18 protein-coding genes are annotated in these 22,629 nt (G+C 35.5%); 1 reads left to right on the plus strand and 17 read right to left on the minus strand.

Annotated elements, in window-relative coordinates:
- Window positions 1-437: 437 nt before the first annotated feature.
- The 17 genes from RT261_RS16095 to RT261_RS16175 all read right to left on the minus strand — a co-directional run bounded on the left by RT261_RS16095 (window position 438) and on the right by RT261_RS16175 (window position 20,158).
- Window positions 438-1,655, minus strand: coding sequence for a nitrogenase component 1 (locus RT261_RS16095; RefSeq protein WP_313134002.1), 1,218 nt, complete (start codon window positions 1,653-1,655; stop codon window positions 438-440).
- A 114-nt stretch (window positions 1,656-1,769) separates the two neighbouring features.
- Complete coding sequence (locus RT261_RS16100) at window positions 1,770-3,056, minus strand: nitrogenase component 1 (protein ID WP_313134003.1); 1,287 nt, start codon at window positions 3,054-3,056, stop codon at window positions 1,770-1,772.
- A 25-nt stretch (window positions 3,057-3,081) separates the two neighbouring features.
- Entirely contained in the window at window positions 3,082-3,825 is a 744-nt protein-coding gene (locus RT261_RS16105) for a nitrogenase iron protein NifH (RefSeq protein ID WP_313134005.1), read from the minus strand.
- Window positions 3,826-4,054: 229 nt separating this feature from the next.
- Window positions 4,055-4,870 carry an ABC transporter ATP-binding protein gene (locus tag RT261_RS16110; protein WP_313134007.1) on the minus strand — a complete coding sequence of 272 codons (816 nt, stop codon included), beginning with the start codon at window positions 4,868-4,870 and terminating at the stop codon, window positions 4,055-4,057.
- A gap of 16 nt (window positions 4,871-4,886) precedes the next feature.
- Window positions 4,887-5,918, minus strand: a complete 1,032-nt coding sequence (locus RT261_RS16115; RefSeq protein WP_313134009.1) for a FecCD family ABC transporter permease — start codon at window positions 5,916-5,918, stop codon at window positions 4,887-4,889.
- Window positions 5,919-6,950 carry a FecCD family ABC transporter permease gene (locus RT261_RS16120; protein WP_313134010.1) on the minus strand — a complete coding sequence of 344 codons (1,032 nt, stop codon included), beginning with the start codon at window positions 6,948-6,950 and terminating at the stop codon, window positions 5,919-5,921.
- An 84-nt stretch (window positions 6,951-7,034) separates the two neighbouring features.
- A complete protein-coding gene (locus tag RT261_RS16125) occupies window positions 7,035-8,069 on the minus strand; it encodes an ABC transporter substrate-binding protein (protein ID WP_313134012.1) in 1,035 nt (344 codons plus the stop codon).
- Between the two features lie 90 nt (window positions 8,070-8,159).
- A complete protein-coding gene (locus tag RT261_RS16130; protein ID WP_313134013.1) occupies window positions 8,160-9,044 on the minus strand; it encodes a helix-turn-helix domain-containing protein in 885 nt (294 codons plus the stop codon).
- A 512-nt stretch (window positions 9,045-9,556) separates the two neighbouring features.
- Window positions 9,557-9,910, minus strand: coding sequence for a type II toxin-antitoxin system PemK/MazF family toxin (locus tag RT261_RS16135; RefSeq protein WP_091689132.1), 354 nt, complete (start codon window positions 9,908-9,910; stop codon window positions 9,557-9,559).
- 98 nt (window positions 9,911-10,008) lie between these two features.
- Complete coding sequence (alr, locus tag RT261_RS16140; RefSeq protein ID WP_313134039.1) at window positions 10,009-11,205, minus strand: alanine racemase; 1,197 nt, start codon at window positions 11,203-11,205, stop codon at window positions 10,009-10,011.
- A 97-nt stretch (window positions 11,206-11,302) separates the two neighbouring features.
- Window positions 11,303-12,844, minus strand: a complete 1,542-nt coding sequence (locus RT261_RS16145) for an NAD(P)H-hydrate dehydratase (protein ID WP_313134041.1) — start codon at window positions 12,842-12,844, stop codon at window positions 11,303-11,305.
- An 87-nt stretch (window positions 12,845-12,931) separates the two neighbouring features.
- Window positions 12,932-14,164 (minus strand): ABC transporter permease, encoded by a 1,233-nt coding sequence (locus RT261_RS16150; protein ID WP_313134043.1) that lies wholly within the window; start codon window positions 14,162-14,164, stop codon window positions 12,932-12,934.
- A complete protein-coding gene (locus RT261_RS16155) occupies window positions 14,151-16,244 on the minus strand; it encodes a hypothetical protein (protein WP_313134045.1) in 2,094 nt (697 codons plus the stop codon). Before RT261_RS16155 ends, RT261_RS16150 begins: the two co-directional genes overlap by 14 nt.
- Before the next feature lie 29 nt (window positions 16,245-16,273).
- Window positions 16,274-17,119, minus strand: a complete 846-nt coding sequence (locus RT261_RS16160) for a carbohydrate ABC transporter permease (protein ID WP_313134047.1) — start codon at window positions 17,117-17,119, stop codon at window positions 16,274-16,276.
- A complete protein-coding gene (locus tag RT261_RS16165) occupies window positions 17,116-17,997 on the minus strand; it encodes a carbohydrate ABC transporter permease (RefSeq protein ID WP_313134049.1) in 882 nt (293 codons plus the stop codon). Before RT261_RS16165 ends, RT261_RS16160 begins: the two co-directional genes overlap by 4 nt.
- Before the next feature lie 188 nt (window positions 17,998-18,185).
- Window positions 18,186-19,484, minus strand: coding sequence for a sensor histidine kinase (locus RT261_RS16170; RefSeq protein ID WP_313134051.1), 1,299 nt, complete (start codon window positions 19,482-19,484; stop codon window positions 18,186-18,188).
- A 2-nt stretch (window positions 19,485-19,486) separates the two neighbouring features.
- Window positions 19,487-20,158, minus strand: a complete 672-nt coding sequence (locus RT261_RS16175) for a response regulator transcription factor (protein WP_313134053.1) — start codon at window positions 20,156-20,158, stop codon at window positions 19,487-19,489.
- 261 nt (window positions 20,159-20,419) lie between these two features.
- On the opposite strand from RT261_RS16175, the gene RT261_RS16180 reads away from it, so the two are divergent.
- Window positions 20,420-22,618, plus strand: a complete 2,199-nt coding sequence (locus RT261_RS16180) for an ABC transporter substrate-binding protein (RefSeq protein WP_313134054.1) — start codon at window positions 20,420-20,422, stop codon at window positions 22,616-22,618.
- Window positions 22,619-22,629 lie beyond the last annotated feature (11 nt).

The following is a 22,629-nucleotide window of genomic DNA, read 5'->3' on the forward strand; positions in this document are numbered from 1 at the left end:
GAAAATTTTATTAGAATTTTCAGGGTTGTTTCACTGTTCAGTTATCAATGTTCTTGTTTGTGTTGTCGTTGCCGGCAACTTTTATATCTTACCATGTCCGATAGGTTTTGTCAACACCTTTTTTTTATTATTTTCAACAAATTTAGATGCAGCATTCTTAAAATATCAAATATATTACATCAACTTCTGTGTTGACTTCAGTAATTGTACCTGAAACCATCGGCAACGGATTTTAATTATATATTCAACAAAAGCTTTTGTCAATATGTTTTTTTATTTCATTTCTTATTTTTATGTTTTTTATTTCATCTCTTATTTTATGTTTTTATTTCATTTTCTATTTTTTATTTCATTTCTTATATTCTATTTTTGATTAACTTGATATTTTTGATAAACTGCTTTATCTCCATACTTAACTTAAAAGTTATTCTCTTCTTCTAATTTTCCATCAAAGTTTCCGCCCATAACGAGCAAAGATTCATAGCGCCTCGAAATCCTACATAAGGCGAGTCGTATATATTAAGATTCCATTCATTTAAACCACGGTTAATTGTCATATTGGACTTTCGTCCGGCTCTGTTGAACACTTTCTTGCTGCTCATTAAAATTCCTTCCATATTAGGTGAAATTTTTTCTATCCAAGTATCTTCATCCCAATATGGAATCTCATCAATACCATATTCTTTACAATCACACCATGCAAGTTTCTTATTCATTCCCAATTCATCACAGGCAAATTGTAAAATTCCATTCACTACATCAATATTACCGCCAACGGATATACTTCCTCTTACCTTATTATGTGCAACAATTTGCTTACAAAAATTAAAGGCATACTTTCCTTCTTCTAATTCTTTATTGATAAACTCTTGATTCATATCTATCTGCAAAGTTTCTGATATTCTCTTAAGCCAATCCATAGTTCCTTTATATCCATAAGGCCTTCCTTGTAAATAAGGTGTCCCAAAATGTTTTTCTAACTCTTTTGCTGCCTTTTTGCCTTCCTCTCGTAAAACCAGATTTATATGAGCAGAACCCATCTCTTCAATCTGACTTACTGATGCATGGGAAGGCAGAATACAAATTGGTTCTATATCGAAAGCACCTTGTAATATTCTTTTTAACTCATATACATCCGGTTGGAATTTAGACAGATCAGGACAAGAACCAAGAATATTATAAGTCACTCTTGCTGTTGTCTTAAAGGATTTAGGAAGGTGCCTTACTAATTTATACATTCCCTCTTCCATTCCTTTATTTTGTTTTTGATTAAAGCCGCCACTTTTAAATGTTATAATTGGTATATCTTCATATTCCATAGAAAGTTCTTCACAGATTGCTTCCATGTCTGTACCTATGGTTTCCGGTATAGTTGATGGTAATACAAATATAGCTTTTGGATGATCTTTTTCCATAATCTCCATAAAAGCTTGATTTACTCTTTTTGTGATACCCAGTGCAATATCTTTCTCATCTATATGGGTTGAGTATAGCTTACTTTTATTCACAACTCCGGTTTGCTGCATCCACTTACTGCCATAAATCATATGTCCCATAGAACCAAATTCTAACAATACTGCTTCTGATACGGTTCCAACAGTCCATAATAATCCCATCCTACCGGATGGCTCCGGAGAATATTTATAGAGTCCCATACTAATTCTCTCCTATTCTAACCTTTATTTACTTTATTCTCAATTCTGCATTCTCTATTTTTCTAAATAACACTATTTCTGATTAATACTATTTGTGACTAATATTGTTTCTAATTAATATTGTTTCTGATTGATGCATTGAATAATTAATTTAAGTAGCAGCATGGTACGTTGGTATCCATTTAAAGAAATCATTGCATTAATATCCTTATCTGAAATAATAGAAACGGATTTTAACCCCTTATAATAACCAAAAGAGAGAATATCTTTATCCGCCATACTGGCTTCCATGTCAAAATCCACATTCCTGCTTTTATCTGTAATATATGTAACATAAGGATCCATTCCCCTTGCGGTTAACTTATCTCTCCAGGGTATAGAATCTTCATCAAATTCCTCAATATGCAATAATATTGGCTTAATTCCCAATGTACTTAAGTAAACACTCATAGGCAATACATCCAATTCTGCACTGGCGCAAATATAACTAATATTTTCAAATGCAGGCTTATACTGTTCTATCAGGCTGATTACTTCATTTTTATAAGCATTAAACTCCTTATTATATCGAATTTCAGATGGAATCTCTAATGCCTTAAAAATTTTTTCATAGGCGGCCGAAATCTCATCAACATCATAAATATCGTGAAGACAGATAAAAGGAATTCCAAACTTTTCTTTTATACGTTTTGCATATTTTAACATCTTATTCGTCAATACAATATTAATGGTTCCGCCAGTAACCTTATTTAATTTTTCTATTGATAAGTTTCCGTCAATTTCATTTATTGCAATATGATTCTTACTTATGATATCCTTTAACATAATCAGCTCTTCACTATCCGAGGGTCCTAAAAGATTTATGGTCTTTTCCGGCTTTTCTGAATTATCGTTAAGTACATCCGCTAATTGTACTAAGGTTTGATAATACCCTGACATGTAGCCATTCCTTTTAAAATGAGCTGCATCAACATATAATACTTTAGCAGTAATTTCTTCTTCTAACTCAGTAATAATAGCCTTTGCATCTTCACCAATTAAAGCGGGAATACAAGTGATTATCATCATTATGATTTTAGCGCCCTCTTTATCCATCAGCTTGATTGCCTTTTTTACACCTTCTCTGCAGCCAAACACCACTTCATTGGAATCCAATTCATAAACATAATGAAGTTCTCCCTGTTTACCATAAGGGGTATTCATTACATACCTGCTATAATAGCCGCACTCTGCCATCCCTACGACTAAACTGGAGACTCCCTCTATTCTTAATAAAGCGGCCAATGCAGTGTGCATAGGACAATGAGATCCTGGTGCCGCTGCTCTATGCAGAAATTTAATTCCCTGATTGCTGTTCACCTCAGACAAACGATTAAGGTGCTTCCATTGTATCATTTCCATAAGTTATACTCCTTAACTATTACAATTATGAATCCAGCAAAATATGAGACAGCAAGTCATACTCTGACGCCATTTCACTGTCCGGATATGCATAAACAACTGTTTTTCCCTGGTCTTCTGCCTTTTGAACCAATGGATTTCTTCCAATTTTGTATAACACATTTGTTTCCATTTCTTTTGCCGCAGTTTCTACTAATTGATCTTCATTGTCTATGTTTTTGCCATTATAAATAAGTCCTTTTAAAGATGCATATCCTCTTTTTCCAAAACTCTTTACAGCATGAGCAATATTGCCGGCTGCATATAAAGACATCATTTCACCTGAGGTTACAATGCACACTTCATCCGCATAACCCCCTCGAATTGGCATAGCGAATCCGCCGCATACTACGTCACCTAGCACATCATATAAGACAACGTCCGGCTTATATATTTCATAGGCATTTAACTCTTCCAATTTTTCAAATGCCGTTATAATACCTCGTCCTGCACAACCAACTCCCGGAACCGGTCCTCCTGCTTCCACGCATAAAACACCTAAATCGCCTTCTATTACAATATCCTGAAGTTCCACTTTATCTTTTTGACGAAGCATATCCAATACCGTAGTTATTTTTTCTCCATTGGTTAAGTTTCTGGTGGAATCGGCTTTTGGATCACAACCTATCTGCATCACTTTTAATCCTCTTTTAGCAAGTGCTGCAGATATATTGGATACCGTTGTTGATTTACCGATTCCTCCCTTTCCGTATATAGCTAGTTTTTTCATATTTACACCAAATACTTATATCGCATCTGCTCTCAGATAAGTACTCCGTTTTTACAGATGTAATACTGCCACAAATAAATAGGTTGGAAGCTTATTTTGTGGCACCCTTTCTTTATATTTTTCTTTCACCTTACACTTTTATCAATCCCTGGGCTCATTGCATGCCCATCTGCTTGCAGATGAGGCACTGCCACAGAGCAGGGTGTGAATTATGCATTTCAATAATTCATTATGCACCTCTTTGCTTTTTTTCTTTCTTTTTACTATTTAGCAATTGATAGGATAAACAAATAGGGCAATTGCCGCCATCCATAACAATATTAGCTTCAATTTCATAAACTTCTCTTAATACAGAACCAGTCATTACCTTGTGAGGTGATCCAGAACTAACAATACGGCCATTTCTTAAAGCCACCATATAATCAGCAAATCTTGCTGCCAGATTCAAATCATGCAGGACCATTACAATGGTGCAACCATGTTGTTTATTCAGTTCATCCAGTAATTCCAATATTTCTAGTTGATAAGCCATGTCCAAATAGGTTGTTGGTTCATCTAACAAGATAACATCCGTTTCCTGGGCCAAAGCCATTGCAATCCATGCCCTCTGTCTTTGTCCTCCGGATAACCTATCAACGTATTGGAATTTTAATTCTTCCAGGTTAGTGGCCTGGATAGCCCAATTAATTATTTTCTTATCATTTCCACTTAATTTATTGAATCCCTTTTTATATGGAAATCTTCCATAGGAAACCAGTTCTTCTACTGTAACGCCTTCCGGTGCAGTAGGTGATTGAGGCAAAATTGCCATTTTCTTTGCCAATTCCTTTGTTTGCAATTCATGTATTTCCTGACAGTCCAGATATATGGCACCTTTTTTTATTGCCAGAATTCGCCCGATTGCTTTTAGAAGAGTAGACTTACCGCATCCGTTTGGTCCAATAATGGTAGTTATATTTCCCATCGGAATATCTAAATCCAGATTATTGATTATAATTTTATCGCTATATGCTACATCAATATTTTTAATTTTAATATCTGCCATTTTATGATTCATCCTTTCATGAATTAGAATTGTTACTTACTTTACGAGTCTTAAGCATAAGAAACAAGAAGTAGGGTGAACCCAAAATAGATACGACTATACCGGTTGGTATCTCTGATGGTTCGATAATCGTTCTGGCAATGGTATCAGCAGCTAAAACAAGCAGCGCTCCTACCATGGCACAGGTCGGAATTAAAACGGTATGTTTTGCCCCAACTAGTTTTCTGGACAAATGGGGAGCAATTAATCCCACAAAACTAATACTTCCACTAATTGCAACTGAAGATGCAGCCAATGCAATTGCCGTAAAAAGCAATCTACGTTTTTCTTTTACAACTGCAATACCTAATCCGGTAGATATTTCATCACCCATGATAAGAACATCCATCTTATCAGCCATCAGCATAAGTACAATAAAGCCAAGAATAATCCAGGGAAACAAAGCAATAACAAATTTCCAGTTAGAACTCCAAATACTTCCCGCCTGCCATTTTACTAAGAATTCATGCTGACTTTCATCCAATTTTATTACGATCAAAGTCATGACAGCATTAATGCCGGCCTGTATGGCAACACCATTTAAGACCAATGATATTGGCCGAATTCCTATATTTTTTTGGAGGGATAATTTATAAATGATTGTCCCGGTAATAACCGCACCTATCATGGACATAATTGGCAATGCGAATATAGAAGTAAAAGATAATGTTCCGCTTAACATAATAAATACAATTACAACAATTCCCGCTCCAGCATTAATACCCATTAAGCCTGGATCTGCCAATGGATTCTTTGTAATACCTTGCAAAACACAACCTGATAAAGAAAATCCAGCCCCAACTAACATAGCGATTATAATTCTGGGCATTCGAAATTCCATAATAATCAGATTTTCTTTTAATGTACCTCCGCCAGTAATAATTCGTATGATATCTTTTAAACCTATTGATGTATAACCTGCATTTATACTTATGAAAAATGCGATAGGAATTAATAAACAAAGGATGAATAATACCATTGTCTGTTTGTTCTTTTTCATCTCCTTCATTTAGAAACCTCCCTTTTGCTTCTTTGCAAAATATAAAAAGACTGGCACCCCAAGCAATGCTATAATAGCTCCTATAGGAAGTTCGGAAGGAGGATTAAAGGTTTTAGCGCCTATATCAGATGCAACTAACAGCAACGCTCCCATAACCGCACTACAAGGAATAATCAGACGATAATCCGGGCCCACTAAATATCTTGCAAAATGCGGAATCAGCATTCCAACAAAGGTAATAGTACCTGCCAGTGCAACTGAAGTTCCTGCTAATAATACAACTAAAAAAGTACCTATAAATTTAACATGTTTTATTTTTAGTCCAAGTCCTAAAGCTACTTCTTCTCCCATACTCAAAATTGAAATATTATGGGACATTACAATTGCCATAAAAATAGATATCAGAATAACCGGAGAAGCAATACCGATTTGTTTCCAACTTGTTCCTGATACGCTTCCCATAGTCCAAAAAGTTATACTTTGTGAAACTTTTGAAATTATAGCAATTCCTTGACTTAATGCAGATAGCAGAGTGCTCACCGTGGCACCTGCCAATACAAGTTTCATTGCACTATTACCCCCACTTACCAAGCTGCTGATTATATAAACAGTGCAAGCTCCTAATCCGGCTCCTAAAAATGACATAAAAACAATTTGTGAATAAGTAGCATTACTTATATATGCAAAACATATAGCTAGTGCAAGACCTGCTCCGGAATTAAGTCCCATTAATCCGGAGTCAGCCAAAGGATTTCTTGTCATTCCCTGCATTAAAGCACCTGAAACCGCTAATGCACTTTCTACTAGAGCCGCAGCAATAACCCTTGGCAGTCTCATATCAATTACTAATAAATGCTTTGAATTATCCGGATTAAATTTAATAAACGCATCCACAACGGTGGATATTGGTATGGTCGCTGCTCCTTGTGTAATGGCTAATAACATTAAGAGCAGGAGTGCTCCAATTCCAATTAGAAGAATAGCAGCGGCAATATAAGTCCGATTTCCGCCTTTCTTTCTTATCTCTATTTCAGTCTTCATACTGCTCTTTTCCCCCTATGCATATCAGACAGTAAGAAAAAGCAAATACAAAAGTATTATTTTTGTATCTGCCTCTTACAAAAATTAATTTTCTAATAGGGTTTCAACAATAAAATCTACTGTATGTACAGTTGATAATGCACTGGCAGCATGACCTGAACCATCAAGCATAAATACATGTCCTTCTTTTACAGCCGTTAAAGAATTCCAAACTGAATTTTCATAAAGTTCTTTAAACAGAGCTTCACTTCCGTCAAATACATTAACAAAAAGATAATCCGGATCCATTTCAACAAGTGCTTCCATGGATACCTGCTCATAAGTCTCTGAAGTAGTAAAACCCTCCGGCAGTGTTAAGCCTAATCCGGTTTCTTTGTCATAAAGATCCGGCCTATAAGCACAAAAATATCTGTCCTCGCCCATAAACGACATTAGCATCACTGTTTGATCTGCGTATCTTTCCTGTAATTGAGTTCTTGCACTTGCCAGTTTCCCATCTATCTCTGCAATTACTTCTTCCGCTTTCTCTGCCCTTCCGATAACTTTTCCTATTTCCCTTAAACTATATCTCCAATCCATCTTTACTTTATCACCAAATACCACTACTGGAGCGATCTTTTCAAGGTTCTCAACATTAACATTGCTAACATCCTGTACCTGCTCTAATATAATGTCCGGTTCCAGTTCTGCTAACAATTCCAGATTAATTTCAGAATCACCCAAATCAACCACAGAACTTAAGTCCATATCCATAAAAGGATCCCAGGTAACCCTGTAATGTTCTGCAGCGGTAGTAGCTATGGGCATTGCATCCAACATAATTAAAGATTCCCAATGAGGTAAATAACTAATAGCTACTTTAAGAGGTTCTTTCTCTATTAATACTTCTCTATTAGCTGCATCTGTATAGGTAAAAGGAAATATTGATTCAGCTCCACCAGTTTCTACCCCTTTGGGATTTTCGCCGTTTTTGATGTCTTTTGCATTTTCATTGGCAGATTCTGAAGCTTCTGATGTCTTCGAATCGGTGTTCACAGATTTGCTGTTATTTTTACCACATCCTGTTACCATTAAGGCCATTAAGGATGTTACTGTTATTAATCTCAATATTCGTTTCATAAAACTCTCCTTTGATTTTGATATTCATTATCATATAACGCATAAAATATACCATAGGAAAGTTCATTTTGACATAGCATTTTTTCAAAATCACCATGGATTTTTTTCTATAGTCTCACGAAACTTACTGGGTGCCACACCGGTAGCCTTTTTAAACATTCGGCTAAAGTGAAAGACATCTTCGTATCCTGTCATATTTGCAACATCAATAATGGTATATTGCTCCTTTATTAATAATTCTTTTGCATACTTAATTCTGCATTTTGTTATATATTTTTTGGGACATATTCCAATGGTTTTAAGAAATAAATAATAAAACTTTTTACTATTCATGCCTATTTTTTCAGCCAATTCAGTGATTGCAATATTCTTATCCAAATTATTATGAATATAATCAACTATGTATTGTATCCGCTCCTCTTCCTCTCCAATCGTTGATTGTCTTGCCGACTGTAATACCAAATCAATAAACAGGTATAACAATGCCTTATTTTTTATAGTACTATCAACGCTGGAGCTTTTCTGATTAACCAAAAGCCGCTGTAATAGTTTCTGAATCTCTACCATATTAACTTGGGGTATTTTTACCATGTAGTGTGTGCTTTCTAATGCTAACTTTACCTCCTCACTACCAGGTATTTTGTAATGCATTAAGATATATCGCCATTCGGAATCTCCAATTACTTCTTTTTCCAAATCCATACCGGAACCTGCATGCAAAATCATACCCGGTTCTAACTCATATTTATATCCGCATAAGGTAAAGCAAGCTTTTCCACGTATAGGTATTACAAATCCGCAGACACCTTTCATAGTGGTTTGATCCTTGGATTTTGTTCCGGCTGGTATTACAATTTCATATATTCCATCTAATTCAATATTGGCTTTTCCATATTGAATTACTAAATTATTAATATCAATAGTTTGGTCTTCATCTGTTAAATATAGCTGACTTTTCTTGGCAACTGACATCATAGTATCCTCCTCTTGCAGCCGTCATTGCGGGAAACATATTTATCTTATCAGTATTTTCGTAAAGAAACAAGAATGAATTTGATAATTATTCTCATTTTAAAAGATATTTATTTTTATCTCCTACTTTTTAACATTCTGAAATCTTATATTCTTGTTCGAATTTCTTAATAATCTCATTTTTTGTACTGCTAATTTTCATTTTTTTCATATTTTTTTTATTTTTTAAACACATTGTAGACACATTTATAAATTATACTATCAGTAGATGGTGAATAATATATCACTTTCTACTCCCACCCTATTATACGCATGGTACTATATAAATCTAGATACCAAGTAGAGAAGCCGGCAGACCCCGCTGGCTTCTTTTTCTGTTTTTATTATCCATCGGAACTCATTCTTAAAATATACAAAACAAAAAAAGACATGCCAATATTTAATCTATCAGCATGCCCCCTTATATTTAGCATGTAAGCTTATCAAAGTCTCCAAATGAATATAACAAAATTAAATTAAATGTATGTATCTAATGCAAAACTAATAATTAATGCACGATTAATCTTTCTTAATACGTCCTGATCTAGATGACATACCTTTTCTTTTAACCTCGATTTATCAATGGTTCGAATTTGTTCTAAAAGAATTACTGAATCTTTTATAATCCCATATTTGTCCGCGTCTATTTCAACATGGGTTGGAAGCTTTGATTTATTCATTTTTGATGTAATTGCTGCACATATTACTGTGGGACTATGTTTATTACCTGTATCGTTTTGAATAATCAGAACCGGTCTGACTCCACCTTGCTCTGAACCAATTACAGGTCTTAAATCCGCATAAAAGATATCTCCTCGTTTTATATTCACTATTTTTCACACTCCATTTTATGGCTTTAGTCTTATTATCTCCAATTTTGTAATGTGTATTCCATAAAATGTTTTCTTTTCAGTGACATTTATAAAAATTATTCGTTTATTTTATATACCTTATTCTGGTAACTGTATATGCGTGGGATTCGCTTTCCTATATTACATATGACTTCGTAGTTAAAAGAATTTACTAAAGAACCTATTTCTTCTGCCGAGATGAACTGGTCCCCGTCTCTTCCAATTAAAGTTACAGCATCACCCTGTTCTACATTGTGGATGTGAGTAACATCTACCATAAATTGATCCATACAGATTCTTCCCAGAATCGGAGCTGATTTACCATGTATTAATACTCTGCCCACGGAGGACAACTGCCTTGGATATCCATCTCCGTAACCAACAGGAATGGTAGCGATTCTGATTTTATCTTTTGTTACATAAGTACTGCCATAGCTTATGCCAACCCCCGGCTCTACATCCTTTACAAAACTTACGTGTGATTTAAGTTCAAGGGCAGGCCTTAGTTTTAATTGTTTCTTATTTACTTCTTCTGAAGGATACAGACCATAGGTAGCTATACCACCTCTTACCATATCCAGCTTCGCCTCCGGTAAATCAATAATCCCTGCACTATTGGCGATATGTTTAATGGGTAATACAATACCTTCCTCTTCCAATCGGTTTACAAATTTCATAAAACGATCCAATTGATTATAGGCAGAATTTTTATCAGCTTCATCTGCACATGCAAAATGTGAAAATATACCTTCTATTTTTACACCTTTTAACAATGAAATTTTCTTAATTTCTTCAACACTTTCTTCTGTATCACGAAATCCTAATCTGGTCATACCGGTATCCACTTTAATGTGAATAGGAGCTATTTTTTTCTGTCTTAAGGCTTCCTCTGACAGTTCTTTGGCCAAATCATACTGAAAAATTGTCTGGCTAATATTATATTCTACCAATTCTTTATATTGCTCCTTTGGGGTATATCCAAGAATTAGTATTGTTTTATCAATTCCTGCATTTCTAAGCTGAATTCCTTCTTCGATAATAGCAATGCCAAATGCATCTACGCCAATATGATCCAGTAGCTGTGCAATAGGAATAGCACCGTGTCCGTAACCATCCGCTTTCATGATTGCCATTATTTTTGTTTTTTCCCCTGCCAGATTCTTTATATTTGAAATGTTATCACAAATAGCATCTAAATCTATATTTGCGGTAACTCTGTAATAACGTTGTTGTTCTACTTCTTTTAATGACAGTATCTTGTAGTCTTTTGTCATAACATCCTCGATTCCGGCCTTTAACGCCTAATAACTTTTAAAAATTTGTGTTTCAGTACAAATCGCCGGTTGAAAAAGTAATATGTTTCCAACAATCTTATTGTTCTAATACATCCGGCAATGCCTCAATTATATCACCGGCCATCATACTGTAACAACCTTTTTTTTCTGAAGCTTTATCACCAGCCAGCCCATGTATATAAACACCTAACTTTGCTGCCTCCCAAGGTGATAAGCCACCTGCAATAAAACCTCCTATTATACCGGTTAAAACATCTCCGGAACCTCCGGTGGCCATACCGTTATTTCCTGAAATATTAATATATCTCTCTTCTTTATATGCTGCAACAGTTCTCGGATCTTTAATGACAAATATAAGTTTATTGTTATCGGTACATTTATCAGCTATTTCAAGCAGATTAGAAGTAATTTCTTCTACCGGGATGTTAATCAGCCTGGATAGTTCTTTTATATGAGGAGTCAATATTGTATCTTTCGGTAACATATTAACAATATTATCTTGTATAAGTACCGCTTCCTCTTTCTTATGATTCATGGATGCCAATATATTTAACCCGTCTGCATCAATAAGCAGCGGTGCCTTTGCATGAGTTATGACTAAATTTAATAACTTCTCAGAATCAGGATTTATACCAATGCCCGGTCCTATAACAATAGAAGTTGCCCAATGTATTTGTTCAATTATCTCTCCAAGTTTACTGGGTTCTTCAAGTGCCTCTGAGGTATAGGTATATAACAAGGCTTCTGGCAGCTGCTGCTGCATAATGACTCTATTTTCTTCCACTGTCATTATCTTCACTAAACCGGCTCCGCATCTATAAGCTGCTTTTGCAGAAAGATAGCAGGCTCCGCTCATATTCTTTGAACCTGCAATAATCAGTACTTTCCCATAGGTCCCTTTATTAGAATAGGTATGCCTTATTGGTAACTTCCTTTTATCGGATTCATCATATACAGAGCAATCCATCCTTGTCATTTTGTTCACAGCATCAAAGGCAATCTGTGGAAATCCAATATCAGCCACAACCACTTCACCCGCATATTCGCATCCGGGGTATAGGATTAAACCTGCCTTTTGGTATCCAAATGTAATTGTATAATCAGCTTTTACAGCTACATTCAAAGGTCTTGCCAAGTCTGCTGACAAACCGGAAGGAATATCAACGGCAAATACCAGATGGTTACCTGAATTAATTGTTTGTATAGTTTCTTCATAAATACCGGTAACCGGTTTATTCAGTCCAATTCCAAATAACCCATCTACTATTATAGTATATTCATTGATGTTTATATTGTTAAGTATGGATATGCCTAAATTTCTGGCAATTTTAAGCTGCTCTTTTGTCTGCTCCGATGCTTTGCCTTCATCACCAACTAAAAGTACTTCGGCTTCATAACCATCACACTTTAAGATACGCGCTACTGCAATACCGTCACCGCCATTGTTACCGGTGCCACATACTGCCAGAATCCTGTCTTTAGGACCAATGTGTTGTTTCACCACATTAACAACCTGTAAAGCAGCACGTTCCATTAATACCATAGATGGAATTCCAATTTTCTCTATAGTATAAGAATCTATTGCCTTCATTTGGTTAGAAGTAACTACTTTTTGCATAATTCTGCCACGCCTTTCTTATTCGAAATTTTCATTTACAATCATACCACTTTGTAAAAAAGAATGGTATAGATAATTTATATTACATTACAATTTAGTATAATTTTTAATATAATCCTTCCCCTTATTTGCAAAATCCACTGTTATAATAAAAATGGGAATCATATAAAAATAGCCATTACCGGGAGAAAACATTTTCCCGGTTGTATATAGGATAAAGATAGCCCCACATTCCAATATGACTGAAAAAATAGACAGAGAGAAACCGCTGCTTTTACTCAAAATGAATCTGATATGTGTTGCAAATACCCATATTCCCCCAAGTGAAATCAGGGTATAATATATACATTTTTTGGAATAGTTTATAAAAGTACTGTCTTTTATTGTGGGTGTTAAATATGCCATTTGTTTTATTTGATTTTGAAATTCTTTATATCTTTCTACCCAAAATGAAAAATCAGACCATTTGGTAGGAATCAGTCGTTCCGGTATATAAAGCTGAAATTCCAAAAGCCATTTTACCCCCATCCAGACAGATATGAGACCCAGTAAAAGAACAAATACCTGTAATGGCAAAGTTCTTCTTTTCCATATAACTCTCAATATTTGATACATCATATAGAGTCCCAGAAACCATACAGGAATTTTATAAAATCTGGCTAAAATCCCTGCATAGAAGCAGCCTTCTAAAATGGTATAGGAACTGGCTAAATTATTTTGTGTCACAAATGCATCTGCCAGCTCCTGCCCATTTTCTTTATCTACATATACCAACTCTATGTTGGCATAGGTATGTCTTATATCATTAATCTGAATGAAGAAAACCGGCTCCGGGGACTTTATGATTCCCCGGATGTAGTATTGCTTATTCTTATAGGTAATAACATTTCCCACCGGATCTATGCTTCCAAATAATTTATAGGCTGCTCCCTGATCTATCATACAGCCTTCATAATCATCGGGAGTAAGCAAATTTCCTTTGGTCAATTTCATTGGATATACTTGTTTAATATCACCATATACTTCAATTAGCCGGGCCTTATAAGAGACTGCTAACACTTTATTCTCAATAATTTGTTCTTCTAAGTGATTCCAGGCACTTATATGAGGAATATTTTCAGGATTTTTAATCTCCTCATATTTTAATGCCGTTCTAAGTGCCTGTTCGGAAACCTTCTCTTCTTTCATTCGTATACTAACCGATTGATAATGTTCATTTATATACTGTCCGTAATATATTCCACTGCCCCATATAATCAGTGCCGCTAAAGAGAGCAGTATAAAGAACAGCCTTTTTTTTACCTTTTTAATTATTGTCATTTAATCGGACCCGGTCCCCCTCTTTGATATTCTTATTACTGCTGACAATGATATTGTCTGAAAAACTATTTTCAATAGCGACTGTGGTATAGTCTTTCTCTAAAACAGTAACATCCATACGTATTGCAGTTAATTCATTGCCTAATATAGTATTGGTTTCTTCTGTAATCAAAACATAAGTTTTTCTATTGGCATCCATCCTTAGTGCCTGTATGGGGATTGTATTTCTATACTGTTTTGATTGCTTGCTTACTTTAAAGGAAGCGGGTGCTCCTACGGTATAATTACCTTTTGGCATAATTCCTGTTATGGTAATCTTTCCTTCTGCATCTTCCGAACCAATACTTTCCAGTGTTATAGATAGTTCCTCTTTGCTATCCCCTACCTGTACGGTCATTTCATCTCCTACAGAAAGATGTTTTACTTCATCCTTGGAGACTTTAGCTTCAAAGCCATAATTAGTCAATGCAAAACATATTCTCTCAGCTCCTGTTATACGGTTTCCTATTGCAACTCCAAATTCAACTAGAACCCCGGTTGCCGGAGAAGTTACCTTTCCCTCATTCTTTAATATGCCTTTTATTTCCGCAGCAGCTTCCTCCTTGTTTTTAATATCTATTTCACTTAATTCCAGATCTATATTCTGGGACTGTTTACTGATGCTATTATTTTTCACAGTACCTGCATCACTTTTCCTTGCTTCTTTTATTCCAATCCTTGCATCTTCAAATTTCCTTTTCGCAGTCAACAGTTGTATCTCTTCTGCTTTCACATCCTGAGAATAGTCATAAGTCTTATCCAATATTTGATCATACAACGCCTTTGCCTTATCCCTTGCTGCTTCTGCTTCAGAAACAGCCTTTTCTGCCTTGCCCATTAACTTCTCCCACTCTGCGATAGTGTCTGTCAATGAATCCTCTGCGGAAATAATTGCTTTATCGGCTGATTTAATTAGTTTTTCTTTATCCTTATCCTCTGTATACAGCATTGAGTATAAAGCCCCATAGGTCTTCTCTATATCCGCCTTATTATATTGGATTGCATTACGATAGTTCCACATTGCCATAGTAAGTTCGTTGTCTTTCTTAGTAAGTTCTGCTAAGGCATCTTCGGCATCCTCAATTGCCCGTTTATACCTGGCATATTCAGAAGAAGAAAGTTTTTCTCCCTCCTCTAATTCTGCTATCCCATTCCAGTAATCCTCATTAGCCCTTGATACGGCTTTTCTGGCTTTCTCGACCTCACTTTTATGTTTCTCATACTCTGTCTCACCATAATATTTTTTAAATATATTTTTTTCTGCATCACTAATTGCTTCAAAATTATTACTCTCAACGGAAGCTCTAAAAATAACTATAACAGTTTCTGCATCTGTTTTATCTTTATCCTTATACAATTCATCCAAGGCGTCTTTTGCTTCTTCAACTTTCTTATCTGCTTCCTTAATTGCTTTCTGTTTATTATCTTCCTGATCTTGATAAACTTCTAAGGCATCGGAATAATCTTTTTCTGCTTTCTCATATGCATATTTCTTTTCTTTACCAATATTCTTTTTTGCTATCTTTAAATCTTCTTTTGCAGCTTTTAAATCCAGTTTAGCCCGTTCTAATGTAAGTTCTGCTGTTTCCTCGTCAGAATCTTCATTTCCGGTCTTATAATTTAATCTTTCTTTTTGCAGATTCAGTTCTGCCTTTACTATTTCATCTTCCATACTATCCAAAATATCTTCTAAATCATTTATGTCATATTGATATAGTAAATCTCCTTTCTCAACATTTTCTCCTTGATTTACAAAAATGCCTGCGATCCGTACCCCCTCATAAAGATCCAGATACTTTTCTGCCTTCGCCCCTAAGGTACCCACGCCAGTTACCTCAAATTTAAGTGTTCCTTTTTTGGGAGATGTTACATCCACTTTTGCAACTGTAACTGAAGCTGCTGCTCTTGATACAAATGTTAATAGTAACATCATAATAAGGAATCCAATGAATAATCTTCCTGCACGGTCCTGAAGGGTCACCTTCTTTTCTTCCGGCTCTCTTTGTAATTCATACAATAATTTTTCTTTTATCTTTCTCATAATTCCGACAAAACCTCTCCTATCCATTTTTATTCTTTTATACCAGATGCAGCTATGCCCTGTTCTATATACCTTTGACCAAATAAAAAGATTAAAATTGCAGGAATCATGGCAATCACAGAAGCTACCATTGCAACTCCCAATTTTTCTTTAGAAATATCCGGCAAATATAGAGATAAAGGCCACAAAGATTTATCTTTTAAAAAGGTTAATGGTTGTTCAATTCCATTCCATGCTTCTAAGAAACCAAGAACCATTGCTGATATAATCCCGGAAGCACCCATAGGTATTCCAATATAAAGGAATATCCGGAATTCGCCTGCTCCGTCTATTTTGGCCGCCTCAATTAAGGACTTGGGTATGGATTTAAAGAATTTCTCCATAATAAATACCGGAAATGTTGAAAATATATTCGGTAAAATCAATGCAAAGTGGGTATTCAGCAGATGAAACTTATCTAAAACCAGATAACTTGACACCATAGTTACCTGAAATGGCATAATCATTAAGACGATGTATAGAACAAACAATGGTTTCTTCCCTCTAAAGTTATATCTGGCGAAGCTCCAGGCCGCAGGAACTGCAATAAACAGCTGTCCAATTAGTCCAGGAATCACTTGTCTGCATGAGTTCCAGAACATTACAAAAAAGTTAGGTGAATCCAGTAATAATTCCACATATGGTTTTAAAGTCGGAAAACCAGGTATAAGATACCAGGTTGCGAGCTTATTTTCATTACTGAATACCGGACCGATCATTTCATTGATTTCCTGCGTTCCCATAAAAGAACCGGTTATCATCATCCAAAGGGGAATCCATATGAATAGGGAAACAATAAGAAGAATTCCCAGTGACAGAAATCTTTTTTTCTTCAATATGAATCCTCCTCTCCCCTACTACTTAGCTTCATAACAACTAAAATAAAAATAAGTAAAACAACTGCAACAACAATGGCTGCAGCACACATTTTCTGTATATCCAGGGTAACAAACCAGTTGTTGAATAAATGCTGCAGCATATAGATGCTGTTATCGGGATAACTTCCTGCAATCAAGTAGGCCTCCCTAAAAACTTTAAACGAATTAATAAGAGATAGTACAAAAAGAGTAAATGCAGTTGGCAATAATCCGGGCAGTGTAATATACGTGAACTTTTCCCATGCCCCGGCACCATCTATTGCAGCTGCCTCATATAGCGCCAAAGAGATTCCATTTAGCCCTGCCAGCCATAGTACCATGTCGTATCCGGTATTTTTCCATACATAACTAAATACTAGTATATTAAATGCCTTTGATGTATGCATCCAGTCAATTTGCTGATAGCCCAGTATGGAAAACATATTGTTTAACAGTCCATTCTTATTAAAAAATACATCCCATAATAATACAATAGATGCTACCGGAATTGCCATGGGTATCAAAAATGAACTTTTAAAAAAATCACCTAATTTCGTTTGGCCCATAACTAAAATGGATAACACTAAAGATATAACCAGTAATAACGGTATACAAATCAGGATAAACCGGCCGGTATTTTTTGCCGCCATTTGAAATGCCTCATTGGCAAATACAGATATGTAATTACTTACACCAACAAACTTTCCACTCATTGCTTCAAAAAAAGATCTTCTTACCACATCTCCAAAAGGAATTAGTATAAAAAATATGATACCTGCTAAACTTGGCAATAAAAACAGCCAGGCCGCTATGGACTCCCTTTTTTGCATAATTGTTTTTTTCTTTTTCTCTGTCATAACACCATTTCTTTCATAACATTTTTTTAGTTACTGCTAAATCTTTTAGATTATAAGAATAATTATATTATCTTTATCTCTAAAGAATCTTTAAATTTAAAAGAGAGGATGTCCTCAAAGTCAGTTTCTACATAACAAATGACTTTAGAGTACATCCTCTTTCTAGATTTATTCATAGCAATATTCAATTATTTATTCTCCTGCCATGGCAGCCGCAACACAAAAGTAGCACCGCCTCCGGGAGTATCCTTTATGAATATACTTCCTTCATGAAGTTCTATTAATTCTTTTGCAATACTAAGTCCTAGTCCAAAATGTTTCTTATCATTTCTTGACTGGTCACCCCGATAGAATCTTTCAAATACCTGTTTTTTATCTTCATCACAAATTCCATGTCCATGATCTTCTACTTCTACTACCACATAATTTTTCTGATCATAAGCACGAAGGGCGATGACTCCCCCTGGTGGTGTATGGCTCATGGCATTTTCGATTAATATAGTAAATATCTGCTTTATCCGTTCCCTGTCTCCATAAATTACATGTAGTTCTTCCTCCGGCAAATCAAGAGTTAATTGATACTTATTCTTGTTACAGCAAGTACAAACCATATCATAGATTTCTATAAGAAAGGTATCCATTTCTACCAGTTCTTTTACAAGACTCCAGGTTCTGGCATCGGAAGAGGCTAATAGAAGCAGGTCACTTATTAGCCTTGTCATCCGATCGCACTCTCCTTCAATGTGAGGGAGAAAATTATCTGCTTTTGATATATCCTCCCGTATAGAAGATAAGCCGGCTTTAATTACAGTAAGAGGCGTCCGAAGTTCATGGGATGCCGCAGCCACAAAAGCAACCTGCTTTTTTTGCCCCTCCTCTAGTGGTTTTATTACCTTTCCTATGTATAGGGAACTAATTAAAAATAATGCTGCCACCCCAATGAAATCAATAAAGGCATATAAAATCATCTGTTTTAGTAAAATATCGGTTCCCTGATTGTCACAACTTATTACCATTATATTCATCCAGCCTGCATTCTTTGAAATCAAAGCTGCCATACTATAATAAGCTTTACCACCGCTTAGGTTTACTATGTATACAGGTGTTTTCTTCAAGGAAGAATACAAGGGTCTTCTATCTAGATTAATACCATCCTTTATTGACAATTCCTTTGTCTTCTCAATAAGTTTCTCAGAATACGGCAGATTACTCATCTGATTGCATTTGGTAAGTTTTTTCCCATTGTTTTCTATGTATACAAATAAACCATTATCCTCCTGTATTCTGACTAACCAAGTGTTATTAATCACATCTTCCGAACGAAATTTCTCAACAACCTGTTCCACATTCTTTTGGAACAGGAGCATGTTCTGTTCTTGATTCTTTTTATTGTTTATTATGTATACCCCCATTATGATAACTGTCAGAATAACACTTGAGGTAATGCCATACAAAAGAACCAGCCGCCTTTTAAGTTTACGAAACATACCTACTCCTCCAGCTTGTATCCAACAGACCGTACAGTTTTTATAGCAGCATGGCTATGTACTGTTTTTAATCTTTTACGCAAGAAATAAATAAAATTATCCAAATTGCCGTCTGTTACAAAGCTGTCTGCTCCCCATACCCTTGTTAGGATTAGTTCTCTTGTTAAAATCTGCCCTTTATTTTTAATAAAGAAAGCCAGAAGATCTCCCTCTCTTTTGGATAAACTACAATTTTCTTCTCCCCGGAACAGTTTCATTTTTCCTAAATCCAGATAAAAATCAGAAAAATATAATTCATCTATACTCTCAATTCTTGCCGGTCTTCTTGCCAAAGCCCTGATTCTGGCCAGCAATTCTCCAATTTCAAAGGGTTTTATCAGATAATCATCCGCACCGGAATCCAAACCTTCAATGCGATTTTTCAATTGATCCATGGCTGTTACCATAATTACCGGAGTTGTAACTTTTTTTTCCCGAAGCTTTTCTAAAACGGTAATACCCTCCATTCCAGGAAGCATCCGGTCTAACATAATCACATCATAAGTTTGCTTTGTACCATATAATAATGCTTCCTCTCCATCATGGCAAAAATCTGCTTCCATGCCTGACTTTTTTAATTGATATTCCAGAATGGAACATAATTCTTTGTCATCTTCAATAACCAAAATACGCATTACCTACACCCTTTCTTTTTAATATATACAATAAACAATAAATAAAATATAATTTATTTAAGATTGTTTAGAGATAAGGACGTTATAACATATTCATAGACTAATTACAACACCCCTTAAAGTTGTATTATTATTAAAATGGCGCTAATGCGCCGGAATCGAGGTTAGGTCGAAAAACAAGTTTTTCAACCGGCAATTTGTGCTGTTGCACAAATGTGCTTATTATTAAAATGGCGCTAGAGCGCCGGAATCGAGGTAAAAATGAAAAAAGTATTTGCTGGCTTATTAGTATTTGTACTTCTACTTACTGGCTGCAGTACAAAAGATGAAAAAAAGGTTTCAACTTCAAACATCAAAGGACGTTATATAGAAATGGATGTAACATTGCCTGAAGAGTTTGATAAAAGAGTAACCTTACAGCTAACCAAAAAAAATGGTATGCCATTTCTATATGCTTTTTTTCCAGAAGACAACTTAACCATTACCGGCTATCAGATGAATAATGATGGAAGCTGGACCGAGGATACCCCTGAATGGTTAAAATCAGACTCTCTTCTGGATGCATCCTTTTATATGCCTGAGATTTTTGAAGACGGCAACGGAAATCAATTCCTGTATTATCTTATGATAGAGGAAGACAACTTCAAAGCGAAGCTCTTTCGCAGTACCGACGGTGCTGCTTATGAATCCCTTTCTCCGGAAGGCTGGAATGAATTATATCCGGAAAGTAGATCTTACAACACCCCCAGAAAGGTTACTGTATTGGAAGATGGTACTATAGCTGCTCTTTTCTTTGATGGAGAAATATGTTTTTACGATAAAGATAGTTTCGCAAAACAAAAAAGTATTACCGGACAATACTATGCTGAAACCATATTGACCGGTACTGATAAATCACTCATCGTTGGCCAGACAGATAACAATGAAAAATTAGTAAGTATCGATACTTATGACTCAACTACTTATAATAAGACTAGTTATCCTTATCAATCTGACTTTAAGGGCTACACTTATACTTATTTTGATATAAGCGATAAGAAAGAAATGGCTCTGTGTGATACGGGAGGTATCCATGTTCTGGAGGAAGGTACTTCTACATGGCAGACCATAGTGGATGGAACACTGACTTCACTATCCATGTCCACTATGTGGACTAATGGTTTTATATCAGGTTCTGATAATAATTATTATATCCTGTATAATTCAAAAAATGGTTCTTCTCTTATGAAGTACACCTTTGATGAATCCGTTGATGCGGTACCAGCAACAGAATTAGCCATCTATTCCTTAAAGGAGAACGCTACCTTAAGGCAGGCCGCTGCTATATTCCATAAAACACATCCGGATGTAAAAATCAACTTTACTATCGCCATGACTGATGATGAATACAGAGCTGCAGACCTGACCGCCAAAGAGGATTATATCCGTACACTGAACACAGAACTTCTGGCTGGTAATGGTCCTGACATTCTGGTATTAAATGAACTTCCTGCAGATTCTTTCGTAGAAAAAGGAGTTCTGACCGATATCACTGATATCATTCAGCCCATGATTGATAGCGGTGAGTTGTATCCTGATATTATGAAAAACTACATAAAGGAGGATAAGATCTACTATGTACCTGCCCGTTTTATCCTTCAGCTTTTATGCGGCAAAACTTCTGACGCACAAAACCTAGCTACACTTGAGGACTTAGCTGATTATACAGCAGCCCATATGGATAATACTTTATTTGGCAGCATGACACTGGAGGATTTTATTTCCACTTTTGCTCCATACATAACAAATAAAATATTAAATGATGATGGAAAAATCAATAAGGAAAATCTGGTTTCTGAATTAGAGACATTAAAATCCATTGGTGACAGTATTGGTATCCTGGATGAGTATCAGGGTGATGAAAGATATATGAATCATGTACTGAACCTTACCGATAAAATTGAACTTAATTTGGAAAAATGCGGAGGTTTTTATGATGCAATATATCCGTTAGGAATCGTAGAATTATTAAAAGGCAGTTATACGGTTTTCGAAAATTCCTTTACCTCATCCTGTGAATTAGGAATCAATCAGACCAGTAAAAACCAGGAACTTTGCAAAGAATTTATTTCTTTAGTATTATCCGAAAAAATACAAAAAGATGATTTTTATGATGGTTTTTCAGTTAACAAAAATGCATTAGTCTTAAATGCCCAGGAAGACCGAAGTGATTATAGCATGGCTACCGGTATTACAACCGAAGACGGAAAAGAAGTGGTGTATACCTTTGAAGCACTCAATAAAGAACAGACGGAACAATTGGTTCAAAACTGCTTGAAGGCATCGAATCGTATCGTTACATATGAACCCATATTACAAACCTTGAAGGAAGAAAGCAAAGAATTCTTCCAGGGAAGCATGTCGGCAGAGGAAACCGCAGATTTTATTATAAAAAAGGCCAATGTTTATCTCTCTGAATAAGCTTTAAAATT

The organism is Anaerocolumna sp. (genome assembly GCF_032079385.1).
Lineage (GTDB): Bacteria > Bacillota > Clostridia > Lachnospirales > Lachnospiraceae > Anaerocolumna.

Coding starts and splice junctions, on each gene's coding strand:
- RT261_RS16125 (WP_313134012.1), bottom strand. CDS start 8,069: ATGAAACGAATATTGAGATTAATAACAGTAACATCCTTAATGGCCTTA.
- RT261_RS16175 (WP_313134053.1), bottom strand. CDS start 20,158: ATGCGTATTTTGGTTATTGAAGATGACAAAGAATTATGTTCCATTCTG.
- RT261_RS16115 (WP_313134009.1), bottom strand. CDS start 5,918: ATGAAGGAGATGAAAAAGAACAAACAGACAATGGTATTATTCATCCTT.
- RT261_RS16120 (WP_313134010.1), bottom strand. CDS start 6,950: ATGAAGACTGAAATAGAGATAAGAAAGAAAGGCGGAAATCGGACTTAT.
- alr (WP_313134039.1), bottom strand. CDS start 11,205: ATGACAAAAGACTACAAGATACTGTCATTAAAAGAAGTAGAACAACAA.
- RT261_RS16170 (WP_313134051.1), bottom strand. CDS start 19,484: ATGTTTCGTAAACTTAAAAGGCGGCTGGTTCTTTTGTATGGCATTACC.
- RT261_RS16180 (WP_313134054.1), top strand. CDS start 20,420: ATGAAAAAAGTATTTGCTGGCTTATTAGTATTTGTACTTCTACTTACT.
- RT261_RS16155 (WP_313134045.1), bottom strand. CDS start 16,244: ATGAGAAAGATAAAAGAAAAATTATTGTATGAATTACAAAGAGAGCCG.
- RT261_RS16095 (WP_313134002.1), bottom strand. CDS start 1,655: ATGGGACTCTATAAATATTCTCCGGAGCCATCCGGTAGGATGGGATTA.
- RT261_RS16130 (WP_313134013.1), bottom strand. CDS start 9,044: ATGATGTCAGTTGCCAAGAAAAGTCAGCTATATTTAACAGATGAAGAC.
- RT261_RS16105 (WP_313134005.1), bottom strand. CDS start 3,825: ATGAAAAAACTAGCTATATACGGAAAGGGAGGAATCGGTAAATCAACA.
- RT261_RS16145 (WP_313134041.1), bottom strand. CDS start 12,844: ATGCAAAAAGTAGTTACTTCTAACCAAATGAAGGCAATAGATTCTTAT.
- RT261_RS16100 (WP_313134003.1), bottom strand. CDS start 3,056: ATGGAAATGATACAATGGAAGCACCTTAATCGTTTGTCTGAGGTGAAC.
- RT261_RS16165 (WP_313134049.1), bottom strand. CDS start 17,997: ATGACAGAGAAAAAGAAAAAAACAATTATGCAAAAAAGGGAGTCCATA.
- RT261_RS16110 (WP_313134007.1), bottom strand. CDS start 4,870: ATGGCAGATATTAAAATTAAAAATATTGATGTAGCATATAGCGATAAA.
- RT261_RS16150 (WP_313134043.1), bottom strand. CDS start 14,164: ATGACAATAATTAAAAAGGTAAAAAAAAGGCTGTTCTTTATACTGCTC.